Source organism: Pseudomonas sp. BN606, assembly GCF_029873115.1.
In the GTDB taxonomy this organism is placed as follows: domain Bacteria; phylum Pseudomonadota; class Gammaproteobacteria; order Pseudomonadales; family Pseudomonadaceae; genus Metapseudomonas.
Map to the genome: position 1 here is coordinate 101,991 of NZ_SSOF01000074.1, position 12,785 is coordinate 114,775.

General features: G+C 64.6%; 10 protein-coding genes. All 10 read left to right on the top strand.

Annotation, left to right across the window (positions count from 1 at the left end):
• The first annotated feature begins 10 nt into the window (after positions 1-10).
• The 10 genes from algK (at position 11) to E8E75_RS16165 (ending at position 12,687) form a co-directional block, all read left to right on the top strand.
• Positions 11-1,384, top strand: a complete 1,374-nt coding sequence (gene algK, locus E8E75_RS16120) for an alginate biosynthesis TPR repeat lipoprotein AlgK (protein ID WP_153922388.1) — start codon at positions 11-13, stop codon at positions 1,382-1,384.
• A gap of 15 nt (positions 1,385-1,399) precedes the next feature.
• On the top strand, positions 1,400-2,845 hold the full coding sequence (locus E8E75_RS16125) for an alginate export family protein (protein ID WP_153922386.1): 1,446 nt from the start codon (positions 1,400-1,402) through the stop codon (positions 2,843-2,845).
• A gap of 53 nt (positions 2,846-2,898) precedes the next feature.
• Complete coding sequence (gene algG, locus E8E75_RS16130) at positions 2,899-4,434, top strand: mannuronan 5-epimerase AlgG (RefSeq protein WP_153922442.1); 1,536 nt, start codon at positions 2,899-2,901, stop codon at positions 4,432-4,434.
• 11 nt (positions 4,435-4,445) lie between these two features.
• Positions 4,446-5,870: an alginate O-acetyltransferase gene (locus tag E8E75_RS16135; RefSeq protein WP_153922383.1), complete on the top strand. Its 1,425-nt coding sequence runs from the start codon at positions 4,446-4,448 to the stop codon at positions 5,868-5,870.
• A gap of 14 nt (positions 5,871-5,884) precedes the next feature.
• Positions 5,885-6,982, top strand: a complete 1,098-nt coding sequence (locus E8E75_RS16140) for a mannuronate-specific alginate lyase (protein ID WP_153922381.1) — start codon at positions 5,885-5,887, stop codon at positions 6,980-6,982.
• A gap of 177 nt (positions 6,983-7,159) precedes the next feature.
• On the top strand, positions 7,160-8,653 hold the full coding sequence (locus E8E75_RS16145) for an MBOAT family protein (protein ID WP_120652768.1): 1,494 nt from the start codon (positions 7,160-7,162) through the stop codon (positions 8,651-8,653).
• A gap of 12 nt (positions 8,654-8,665) precedes the next feature.
• Positions 8,666-9,814: an alginate O-acetyltransferase gene (locus tag E8E75_RS16150; protein ID WP_120652769.1), complete on the top strand. Its 1,149-nt coding sequence runs from the start codon at positions 8,666-8,668 to the stop codon at positions 9,812-9,814.
• Positions 9,815-9,881: 67 nt separating this feature from the next.
• Positions 9,882-10,526 (top strand): alginate O-acetyltransferase AlgF, encoded by a 645-nt coding sequence (locus E8E75_RS16155; protein ID WP_120652770.1) that lies wholly within the window; start codon positions 9,882-9,884, stop codon positions 10,524-10,526.
• A gap of 134 nt (positions 10,527-10,660) precedes the next feature.
• On the top strand, positions 10,661-12,103 hold the full coding sequence (locus E8E75_RS16160) for a mannose-1-phosphate guanylyltransferase/mannose-6-phosphate isomerase (RefSeq protein ID WP_120652771.1): 1,443 nt from the start codon (positions 10,661-10,663) through the stop codon (positions 12,101-12,103).
• A 119-nt stretch (positions 12,104-12,222) separates the two neighbouring features.
• A complete protein-coding gene (locus tag E8E75_RS16165) occupies positions 12,223-12,687 on the top strand; it encodes a multidrug transporter (protein ID WP_120652772.1) in 465 nt (154 codons plus the stop codon).
• Positions 12,688-12,785 lie beyond the last annotated feature (98 nt).

Genomic DNA, 12,785 nt, shown 5'->3' on the forward strand with positions numbered 1-12,785 from the left:
GGGCGCGACCATGGCCCATCACGCCACCCCCGTCCTGCTGCTGGCCGCGGCTATCGCCCTGGCCGGCTGCGCGGGACTTCCGGACGAACGCCTCGCCCGCGAGGCCCTGAAGCGCGGCGACAGCACCACTGCCGAGCAGAACTTCCGCCAGTTGGCCGATCTCGGTTATGCCGATGCCGCGGTCGGTCTGGCCGACATGCAGGTCGCCAGTGGCGATCCGGAGCAATTGCAGAAGGCCGAGCAGACCTATCGCCAGGCCATGGACCAGTCGCCCCGCGCCAAGGCCCGCCTTGGCAAACTGCTGGCGCGCAAGACTGCGCTGAGCCAGGCCGAGCGCCGCGAAACCGCGCAACTGTTGGAGGAGTCCTTCGAAGCCGGTGAAGAAAGCAGCCTGCTACCGCTGGTGATGCTTTATCTGCAGTACCCGCAGGACTTCCCATCCGTGAACGTCCCAGCACGTATCGCCAAGTGGCGCGCCGAAGGCCACATCCAGGCAGACCTGGCGCAGATCCTCGTCTATCGCACCCAGGGTACCTACGATCAGCACCTGGGCGAGATCGAACAGATCTGTGCCCGCAACCTGGCGGTCGCCGACGTCTGCTACGTCGAGCTGGCCACGGTCTATCAGAAGCAAGGCAATGCCGAAGCCCAGCAGAAACTGCTGGACCAACTGATGGCCGGCTACCAGGCCGGGCGCATTCCCGCCCAGCGCGTGGAATCAGTGGCTCAGGTACTGGCCGACGCCGATATCGGCAAGCCCGATGAAGGCAAGGCCCAGGAAATGCTCGAAGCCGTGGCACCGACCTACCCCGCTGCCTGGGTAAGCCTGGCCAAGCTGCTGTACGAGTACCCCGGCCAGGGCGATACCGAGCAGATGCTGGGCTACCTGGAGAAGGGTCGCGCCGCCTCCCAGCCCCGCGCCGAACTCCTGCTGGGCCGCCTCTACTACGAAGGCAAGCTGGTGCCCCTGGACCCGAAGAAGGCCGAGGAACACCTGCTCAAGGCGGCCCCGACCGAGCCCACCGCCAACTATCTGCTGGGCCAGATCTACCTGCGCGGCTACCTGGGCGACATCGCCCCGGACAAGGCCCTGGAGCACCTGCTCAGTGCCGCACGCAACGGCCAGATCAATGCCGACTTCGCGCTGGGCCAGATGTACGCCCAGGGCAAGGGCATCCAGCCGAACCTGGTCAATGCCTACGTCTTCAGCCAACTGGCCCTGCCCAAGAACACCCCGCAGGCCCTGGAACTTGCCCAGCGCGTTGATCAGCAGCTGCCGCCCGCCGAACGCGCCCGCGCCGAACAACTGCTGCGTGAAGAACGCGCAGCACGTGGCGCCGCCGCACCTGGCACGCCCCAGATGCAGGCCATGCAGACCCAATAAGGACCCGTACCGACGATGAACAACAAACCCTGGATCCGCGCAGGCCTCGGCCTGTCCCTGCTGGCCGCGAGCATCGCCCACGCCGCAGAGCCCAACGGCAAGAACTACGGCCTGGACGTGAAGATCACCGCGCAATCCGAAGACGACCGCGACCTCGGCACCCGCGACGGTGGCGACGTCAACGGTATCGGTCTCGACCTGCGTCCCTGGGTCTATGGCGAGCGTGGCGACTGGAGCGCCTTCGCCATGGGCCAGGCCGTTACCGCCACCGATATCGTCGAAACAGACACCCTGGAATCCAGCGACATCGAAGCCGATGCCGGCCAGCGCAACAACGGCCGCGAGCCGGACAAAAGCTACCTAGCCATGCGCGAGTTCTGGGTCGACTACGGCGGCCTGACCGCTTACCCGGGCGAGCACCTGCGCTTCGGTCGCCAGCGCGTGCGCAGCGAAGAAGGCACCTGGTGGGACACCAATATCGAAGCCCTGCGCTGGAGCTTCGACACCACCCTGCTGCGTGCCCATGCCGGAGTCGCCGAGCGCTTCAGCGAGTACCGCACCGACATCGACGAACTGGCCCCTGAAGACGAGGACCGCCAGCACTTCTTCGGCGACATCTCCACCCAGTGGCAACCAGGCCACTGGGTCGGCGCCAAACTGCACCACAGCCGTGATAACGGCGACCTGCCCAACGTCGGCGAGGAAGTCGATGAACTCGACAAGCGCACCACCGGCGACCTGACCTGGCTGGGCCTGGAAGCCGACGGCGGCTTCTTCGATCGGCGCTCCACCCTGCCGCTGAACTACTGGGCCCAGGCCACATGGCTGACCGGCGATGTAGACGAACTGCAACAGACCACCGTCGGCAATCAGAACGTCGCCAGCGGCAAGCGCAACGTCGACGTCGACGCCTGGGCACTGGATCTCGGCCTGCGCTGGAATATCCATGACCAGTGGAAGGTCGGCGGCGCCTACGCCCGGGGCAGTGGCGGCGGCGATGACGACAGCTCCGAGCAGTTCCGCCAGACCGGCCTGGAAAGCAACCGCTCCAACTTCACCGGTACCGAAGCCCGCATGCACCGTTTCGGCGAGGCCTTCCGTGGCGAGCTGAGCAACCTCCAGGTGGCCACTGCCTTCACCTCCTGGCAGATGGGCGAGGACTACGACGCGAGCGTCGTCTACCACCGTTTCTGGCGCGTGGACGACAACCAGGACGTGGGCCAGAGCGGAATCATCGCGCCCCTGGAAGACGGCGAGAAAGACATCGGCCAGGAGATGGATCTGGTGGTCACCCGCTACTTCAAGCAGGGCCTGCTGCCGGCCTCCATGGCCGAACACCTGGACGAGCGCTCCGCCCTCGTGCGCTTCCGTGGCGGCGTGTTCAAGCCGGGCGATGCCTATGCCAGCGGCACCGACTCGCTCATGCATCGCGCCTTCGTCGACTTCATCTGGCGCTTCTGATGAGCATCCGGCGCAAGGGAGGAACAGCCATGAAACGCAGCATGGGAACCACAATGCTGATGGGCGGCGTCGTGCTCGGCGCCCTGCAGTTCGCCGCACCCTGGGTACAAGGTGCGGAACCGACCCAGGAGCTCAAGGAAACCAAGAACTACACGGTTTCCACCGCGCCGGTGGAACAACTGCACATGGATACGCCGAAGGCGCCAGACCTGTCTGGCTACACCGCCGCAGCGGTGGAAGCGAAGATCGATCGCGCCACCCGCGGCCACGTAGCGGTCAGGCGCATGCTCCAGCAGGATGCGCTGAAGGACTTCATCGGCGGCGACGAGCGTCTGCGTGAGTGGGTCAAGCGCCAGCAGAACATGCCGCAGGCGATCTTCGTCGAAGGGGGCTACGTGACCCCGGAAGACCTTGCCAAGGCGCTTCCCGAGAACCAGTTCAGCGAAACCGAGCCGGGCGTCTACATCGCCCGCCTGCCAATCGTGGTGGCCCAGGGCGCGAGCCTGCAGATCGGCAAGGAGACCCGGGAATTCCGCATGTCCCAGGAGCGCGGCGCGTTCCTGGTCAACGACGGCAAGCTGTTCATCACCGGCACCCAGCTCACCGCCTGGAACGAAAAGAACAATTCCCCGGCCTGGTTCCAGAAGCCCGAGGAGTTCCGCCCGTTCCTGGTGTCCTGGGGCGGCAGCGAGCTGTACATCGTCGGCAGCAAGGTCACAAGCCTCGGCTACGACAACTCCAAGTCCTACGGTGTCTCCATCACCCAGTACACGCCAGGCCAGGCCAAGCGCCTGAAGCGCCCTGCGCCGACCGGCTGGCTGCTGGATTCGGAGTTCGTCGACCACTGGTACGGCTTCTACTGCTTCGAAGCGGAGAACGTGGTCATCAAAGGCAATACCTACCGCGACAACATCGTCTACGGCATCGACCCGCACGACCGATCGAGCGGTCTGGTCATCGCCCACAACACCGTCTTCGGGACCAAGAAGAAGCACGGCATCATCATTTCCCGTGAGGTGGACGACAGCTGGATCATCAATAACAAGAGCTATGACAACAAGCTCTCCGGCATCGTGATCGACCGTAACTCGGTGAACAACCTTGTCGCCTGGAACGAGGTGTACCAGAACCACTCCGACGGCATCACCATCTACGAAAGCTCCAACAACCTGCTCTGGGGCAACAAGATCCTCAGCAACCAGCGCCACGGCATCCGCGTGCGCAACAGCGTGAACATCCGTCTGTACGAGAACCTCTCCGCGGCCAACGGCCTGACCGGCGTGTATGGCCACATCAAGGACCTCTCCAACACCGACCGCAACATCAAGCTCGACCCCTTCGACACCAAGGTCTCGCTGATCCTGGTCGGCGGCAAGCTCGCAGGCAACGGCTCCAGCCCCCTATCCATCGACTCGCCCTTGTCGGTCGAGTTGTACCGCGTCGAGCTGCTCGCGCCGAGCAAATCCACCGGTATCAGCTTCGCCGGCATCCTCGGCGAAAAGCAGGACGAAATCCTCGACCTGATGGTGCGCCGCAAACAAGCGGTGCTGATCGACCCCGTCGAAACCCAGGCCGAACTCCAGGATTGAGGTACCCGATCATGCCCAGAATTTCCCGCAAATGGTTCACCCCTTCGGCCCTTGCAGCCGCCCTGCTGGCCGCCGCCCAAGGTGCGCACGCCGCGCCCGAGTTCAGCGTGCAGCGCACCGGGCCGCTCTGCGCCGCAGCGCAGAATCCGGCCAACTACAACACCAAGTACCTCAGCTTCTTCACCACCCTGGTTCAGGGTCAGGGCGACTGGCTGTTCCGGACCCAGTACGATCTGCGTACCGACTTCGGTACCACCCCCTTCGGTTGGAGCCAACTGAAGCGTCTGCGCGATGCGCTCAAGGCCAAGGGTGTGGAGCTGATGGTGGTCTACCAGCCCACCCGTGGCCTGGTGAACCGCGAGAAGCTCACGCCCGAAGAGAAGGCCCACTTCAACTACGAGCTGGCAAAGAAGAACTACCTGGCTGCCGTCGACCATTTCCGCAAGGCCGGCATCTGGGTCACCGACCTGTCGCCGCTCTTCGATGAGAAGGGCGTGGGCACCGACTACTACTTCAAGGCGGACCACCACTGGACGCCGGCCGGCGCCGACCGTACCGCCGCGCTTGTCGCCGAAACCCTGAACCAGATTCCCGGCTTCAGCGACATTCCGAAGAAGGACTACCAGAGCAAGGTGGTGGGCCTGCTGTCCAAGGCCGGCACCCTGCACAAGACCGCGGCCCAGTTCTGCGGCACCGGCTATGCCACCCAGTACGTCGACCGCTACGAAACCGAGGCGGCGGGCGATGGCGGCGACAGCCTGTTCGGCGACGAATCCAACCCGAAGGTGACCCTGGTGGGCACCAGTAATAGCGGTCCGGCCTACAACTTCGCCGGATTCCTGCAGCAGCACACCGGTGCCGAGGTGCTCAACATGGCGGTCAGTGGCGGCGGTTTCGAAAGCGCCCTGATGCAGTACATGAGCAGCCCGGAGTTCCATCAGAACCCGCCCAAGGTCCTGGTCTGGGAATTCGCCACCCACTACGACATGGCCGAAGCGAGTTTCTACCGCCAGGCCGTGCCCATGGTGAACAACGGCTGCGAAGGCCGGACGGCGGTGCTGAAGAACAAAGTCTCGCTCAAACCTGGCGCCAACGAGGTACTGGTCAATGGCAAGGGCGCGCCACTGCGTGACCTGCGCGGAGGCGATTACCAGGTGGACCTGCGACTCAGCGATCCGTCCATTCACGACCTCAAGACCACCATCTGGTACCTCAACGGCCGACGCGAGAACTTCAAGCTGGAACAGAGCGACCGCATCGATACCGGTGGTCGCTACGCCTTCGAGCTGCGCAACGACCCCGACTGGGCCGATCTGAACATGCTCGCCCTGGAAATCCACAGCCCCGAACAAATGCCCCAGGATCTCAGCGTCGAGGTCAGCCTCTGCGCGCGTTCCGGCAAGGGCGGGGACAACCTCACGGCCAAGGCCGAGTGAGGAAGGAGGTACCCATGACTACCAGACCCTGGCTGATCGCTCCGCTGCTCGCGGGGATCCTGCTCGCCGGGCAAGGCCACGCCGCAGACCTGGTGCCGCCCAGGGGCTACTACGCCCCTGTGGAAATCGACGCCAAGTCCGCCGGCACCTGCAAGGCGCCACCCACGCCCTATACCGCGAAGCTGGAGTTCCGCAGCAAGTACGAAGGCTCCGACAAGGCCCGCGCGACGCTCAACCCGAACGCGGAAAAGGCCTTCCGCGAGAAGACCGCTGACATCACAGAGATGGAGCGTGGCATCAGCAAGATGGTCATGGAGTACATGCGCAAGGGCCAACGCACCCAGCTCGAATGTTCCCTGCAGTGGCTGGGCAGCTGGGCCCAGGCGAATGCGCTGCTGAGCCCCCAGTACAACCACACCGGCAAGTCGATGCGCAAATGGGCGCTGGGCAGCATGGCCTCGGCCTACCTGCACCTGAAGTTCTCCGAGTCGCAGCCCCTGGCACCCTACCGCGCCCAGACCCGGATGATCGAGTCCTGGTTCTCGCGCCTTGCCGACCAGGTCGTCCACGACTGGAGCGACCTGCCGCTGAAGAAGATCAACAACCACTCCTACTGGGCCGCCTGGTCGGTGATGGCCACCGCCGTGGCGACCAATCGCCAGGACCTCTTCGACTGGTCGGTGCAGCAGTTCCGCGTCGCCGCCGGCCAGGTCGACCAGGACGGCTTCCTGCCCAACGAACTCAAGCGCCGCCAGCGCGCGCTCGCCTACCACAACTACAGCCTGCCACCGCTGGCGATGATCGCGGCCTTCGCCCAGGCCAACGGTGTGGACCTGCGCGAAGCGAACGACGGCGCCCTGCGCCGCCTCGGCGAGAACGTGATCGCCGGCGTGGATGACCAGGAAGCCTTCGATGAGAAGACCGGCGACGACCAGGACATGAGCGAGCTGAAGAAACACGCCAAGTTTGCCTGGCTGGAGCCCTGGTGCTCGCTCTACCAATGCTCGGCCGCGACCCTCGAACGCAAAGAGGAGATGGGGCCCTACAAGACCTTCCGCCTCGGCGGGGATGTGACCCAGGTGTTCCATCCGAAGAAGGAGGGTGGGAGCTAAACCCCCGCTCGGACAGCCCCCTCTCCCCCTGGGAGAGGGTTGGGGTCAGGGCGGACGGACTCCACGCGGAGCCCAACATCCCTTACCCCCTGCCCCTCTCCCAATGGGAGAGGGGAGAAAAACGCCCCCGCCCCAACGTGGCGGGCCAGAAATCAAACGTTCAACGGAGAGACTCGGATGGTCTTTTCTTCAAACGTGTTCCTGTTCCTGTTCCTGCCGATCTTCCTCGGCTTGTACTACCTGGTCGGGACACGCTATCGAAACCTGTTGTTGCTGGTCGCCAGCTACATTTTCTACGCCTGGTGGCGCATCGACTTCCTGGCACTGTTCGCTGCGGTGACGGTGTTCAACTACTGGATCGGCCTGCGCATCGGCGCAGCCGGGGTGCGCACGAAAACAGCGCAGAAATGGCTGCTCCTCGGCGTAGTGGTGGACCTCTGCGTCCTCGGCTACTTCAAGTACGCCAACTTCGGCGTCGACAGCCTCAACGCCATCATCACCTCCTTCGGCCTGGAGCCCTTCGTGCTCACGCACATCCTGCTGCCGATCGGGATTTCCTTCTACGTCTTCGAATCCATCAGCTACATCATCGACGTGTACCGAGGCGACACCCCGGCCACGCGCAACCTGGTGGACTTCGCGGCCTTCGTGGCGATCTTCCCGCACCTGATCGCCGGCCCGGTACTGCGCTTCAAAGACCTGGTGGACCAGTTCAACCACCGTACCCATACGGTGGACAAGTTCGCCGAGGGCTGCACGCGCTTCATGCAGGGCTTCATCAAGAAGGTCTTCATCGCCGACAGCATTGCGCCCATCGCCGATCACTGCTTCGCACTCTCCGACCCGACCACGGGCGATGCCTGGCTCGGCGCACTGGCCTATACCGCGCAGCTGTACTTCGACTTCTCCGGCTACAGCGACATGGCCATCGGCCTAGGCCTGATGATGGGCTTCCGCTTCATGGAGAACTTCAACCAGCCCTACATCAGCCAGTCCATCACCGAGTTCTGGCGGCGCTGGCACATCAGCCTCTCCACCTGGCTGCGCGACTACCTGTACATCAGCCTGGGCGGTAACCGTGGCACCACCTTCCAGACCTACCGCAACCTGTTCCTCACCATGTTGCTGGGTGGCCTTTGGCACGGCGCCAACTTCACCTACATCATCTGGGGCGCCTGGCACGGTGCCTGGCTGGCCATCGAACGCGCGCTGGGCGTGAACGCCGCGCCCCGCGCGATCAACCCGCTGAAGTGGGTCTTCACCTTCCTGCTGGTGGTGATCGGCTGGGTGATCTTCCGCGCCGAGAACCTGGATGTTGCCTGGCGCATGTATGCCGCCATGTTCAGCTTCGGTGACTGGCAGCTCTCCGAGCTCAACCGCGCGCAACTCACCAGCCTGCAGATCGCCACCCTGGTGCTGGCCTACGTCGTGCTGGTCATCTGCGGCATCCGTCAGTTCTATGCCCAGCCACTGGCTGGCGCGCCAAAGGCCAAGGCCCGTGAGGACGACGACGGCATCGCTATCAATGCCGACGGCAGCGCCACCCTGCCCCGCGCCCGCATACAGATCGGCGCCCTGGCCTTCCACGCCGCTGTGCTCCTGCTGTTCGCCGCCTCGGTGCTGAAGCTCTCGGCGCAGAGCTTCTCGCCCTTCCTGTACTTCCAGTTCTGAGTGGAACCGACCATGAACAGAACCCTGAACCTGCTCTACATCCTGCTCTTCTGCGGCCTGCTGCTGGCGCTGAGCCTGTGGTCCATGCGCTCGATCCTCGGTTTCTCCGTGGCAAAGGAAACCAGCGTGCTGGATGGCAAGCTGGCCCTGGCCTTCGAGAAGCGCTACGACGAGGAATTCCCGGTCAAGCAACTGGGCACCAACCTCTGGGCCCTGGTGGACTACAAGCTGTTCGGCGAAGGCCGCCAGGGCGTAGTCATCGGCCAGGACGGCTGGCTCTACTCGGACGAGGAGTTCGACCCGGTAGCCGACGGCTCCCGTCAGGTCCGCGACAACCTTGCGCTGATCCAGGGCGTGCGCGACGAGCTGGCGCGGCACAATGTGGAACTGGTACTGGCGATCATCCCGTCCAAATCGCGCCTCTACCCCGAGCACGTCGGCGAGGTCACCCCCACTGCCCTGCGCCAGGACCTCTATGAGCGCTTCCGTGGTGCCGCGCGCAAGGCCGGGATCACCGCCCCGGACCTGCTCGCCACGCTGGAAGACGCCAAGAACCAGGGCCAGGTCTTCCTGCGCACCGACACCCACTGGACCCCGCTGGGCGCCGAAGTGGTGGCCGGTCGCCTGGGCCAGGCGGTGGGCCAGGCCATGAGCCTGCGCGGCACTCCGCAGCAGTACGTCACCGAGGTGGTGGGGAATGAGGACTACAAGGGCGACCTGACCCGCTTCCTGCCCCTGGACCCGCTGTTCGAAAACCTGATGCCGGCCCCGGACCAGTTGCAGAAGCGCGCCACCCGCAGCCAGGACGAAGCGAACGCCGGCGACGATGCCCTGTTCGCCGAGAACGATGTACCGGTCGTGCTGGTGGGCACCAGCTACAGCGCCAACGACCGCTGGAACTTCGCCGGCGCCCTGCGCCAGTCACTGCAGCGCGACCTGGTGAACCACGCGGAGGACGGCCACGGCCCGATCCTGCCGATGCTCAAGTACCTCAGGAGCGACGAACTGAAGGACGCCCCGCCGCAGCTGGTGATCTGGGAGTTCCCGGAACGCTACCTGCCGATGCTGAGCGACCTGTCCGAATTCGACCCCGAATGGGTCGCCAGCCTGCGCAAGGGTGTGGGTTCCGACGAACGCCTGGCTTCGCGCTCGGGCAACTGAATACCCCGTGAACGGGAACACAGGGCCGGACACGGCCCGATCAAGAGAGAAGATGGAGGTACACCTCATGAACCGACAGAACAACCGCAGCTGGACGTCTTATGCCTGCGCCCTGGTGCTCGGCCTCGGTGCCCTGCACGCCCAGGCCAACGAAGGTGGACTGTACGGCCCCCAGGCGCCCAAGGGCTCCGCCTTCGTCCGCGCCTACAACGCCGCCAGTAACGAGCTCAGCGTCAACGTCGGCAACACCGCACTGACCGACGTTCCGCCGCTCGGCTCCAGCGACTTCAAGTTCCTCCCGCCAGGCAACTACAGCGCCCAGGTCGGCAGCAGCAACCTCTCGGTGAAACTCGAGGCCGACCGCTACTACACCCTGGTCAACCAGACCGGCAAAGACCCGCAGCTGGTGGAAGAGCCGCCGTTCCGAAACAAGCAGAAGGCCCTCCTGCGCGTACAGAACCTGTCGGACGCCAAGCTCACCCTGAAGACTGCCGACGGCAAGACGCCAGTCGTGGCGGACGTAGCCCCGCAGGGTCGCGGCGAGCGCGAGATCAATCCGGTGAAAGTCGGCCTCGCCCTGTTCGACGGTGACAAGAAGGTCAGCGACCTCAAGCCCGTCTCGCTGCAGCGCGGCGAAGTGGTCTGCCTCTACATCACCGGCAGCGGCGGCAAGCTCTCTCCTGTCTGGGTCAAGCGCCCGGCGGAGTCCTGATTAGCAACGAAGAAACAACCGGCGCGGATTGAACCACGCCGGTACCTACCCGCCCCGCAGAGGGTGGGAAAAGAAAGAAATGTGATTTGTGGAAGCAGCGCCTACAACCCATGACTGAGTTAGGAGAAACACCCATGATTCCCGTGATCCTCTCTGGCGGTAGCGGCTCTCGCCTCTGGCCTCTTTCGCGCAAACAGTATCCCAAGCAGTTCCTCGCCCTCGCCGGCGACCAGACCCTGTTCCAGCAGACCCTTCAGCGCCTGAGCTTCGAAGGCATGCAGCCGGCCGTGCTGGTGGCCAACCAGGATCACCGCTTCATCGTCCAGGAGCAGCTCGATGCCATCGGCCTGCAACCCCAGGCCATGCTGCTGGAGCCCTTCGGCCGCAACACCGCGCCGGCAGTAGCGATCGCCGCCATGCAACTGGTCGCCGAGGGCCGTGACGAGCTGATGCTGGTGCTCCCGGCAGACCACGTACTGCGCGACCAGCAAGCCTTCCAGCAAGCCCTGGAACTGGCCACCAGCGCCGCCGAGAAGGGCGAGATGGTGCTCTTCGGCGTACCCGCCGAGCGCCCGGAAACCGGTTACGGCTACATCCGCAGCAAAGCCGACGGCGCCCTGCCGGAAGGCATCAGCCGCGTGGCGCAGTTCGTCGAGAAACCGAACGAAGACAGGGCCCGCGAGTACGTGGCATCCGGCGACTACTTCTGGAACAGCGGTATGTTCCTGTTCCGCGCCAGCCGCTTCCTGGAAGAACTCAAGCAGCACGATGTGGACATCTACGACACCTGCCTGCTGGCCCTGGAGCGCAGCAAGCGCGACGGCGTCGCGGTGAGCATCGACTCGGCCACCTTCGCCTGCTGCCCGGACAACTCCATCGACTACGCGGTAATGGAGAAGACTGCCCGCGCCTGCGTGGTACCGCTCTCCGCCGGCTGGAACGACGTGGGTAGCTGGAGCTCCATCTGGGAAGTGCACGAGAAGGACAAGAACGGCAACGTCACCAAGGGCGACGTGGTAGTTCAAGACAGCCACAACTGCCTGGTGCACGGCAACGGCAAGCTGGTCTCGGTGATCGGCCTGGACGACGTGGTGGTGGTCGAGACCAAGGACGCCATGATGATCGCCCACAAGGACCGCGTGCAGGACGTGAAGAAACTGGTCAACAAGCTGGACGCCGACGGCCGCAGCGAGACCCAGAACCATTGCGCCGTGTACCGCCCCTGGGGCTCGTACGACTCGGTGGACATGGGCGGCCGCTTCCAGGTCAAGCACATCACCGTGAAGCCCGGTGCACAGCTTTCGCTGCAGATGCACCACCACCGCGCCGAGCACTGGATCGTGGTTTCCGGCACCGCCCAGGTGACCTGCGACGACAAGGTGTTCCTGCTGACCGAAAACCAGTCCACCTACATCCCGATCGCCTCGGTCCACCGCTTGGCCAACCCCGGCAAGATCCCGCTGGAGATCATCGAGGTGCAGTCCGGCAGCTACCTGGGTGAAGACGACATCGAGCGTCTGGATGACGTCTACGGTCGCGCCCCGCAGTCCGCTACCGTACACAGCATCGCCCGCTGACCTGTAAGAGCCGGCTTGCTGGCGAAGGGGCAACCTTTCGCGAGCAAGCTCGCTCCTACATCGCCCTCGGCGGCCGTGGGCGCTCTTGCTAGCATGGAAGGCCTCACGGAGGTCTTTCCATGCTCATTGGCGCTGTTCTCTTCCTGACCTGGCTGGTCCTGCTGCTGCGCTACCCGGCCAAGGCCCTGCCGCTGTCCCTGGCGGCGGTGCTTGGCGTCGCCCTGATCGCCGTCTGGGTGCTCTGGGAAGAACGCGGCGAGGAACACCGCTTCGCCCGGCTCGATATCCAGCTCACCTACGCCCCGCAAACCTGCCCCGCCGACCGTCCACTGGAAATCCGCGTGCGCAACGGCGACGACGCGGTGCTGCGCGATTTCGCCTGGCAGGTCCAGGCCTTCCGCCCCGGCGATACCATCAACCTGGCCCAGCCCAGCTACGACCATCCACGCTACCTCGGCCCGTCCGAACTGCAGCCCGGTACCCAGTGGCAGGACTGCCTGGCCCTGCCGCCCATTCGCCAGGGTTATCGCGCACAATCCCTGGAGTTTCGCGCCGCCAATTTGCGTGGCAAATTCGTCGACTGAACTGACAGCGCCCCCCCCGGCCCCTCTCCCGCTTGCGGGAGAGGGGGACAAGCAATCCGCGCAGACCTCGACGGTGGCACGGACGGCCCCCTCTCCCT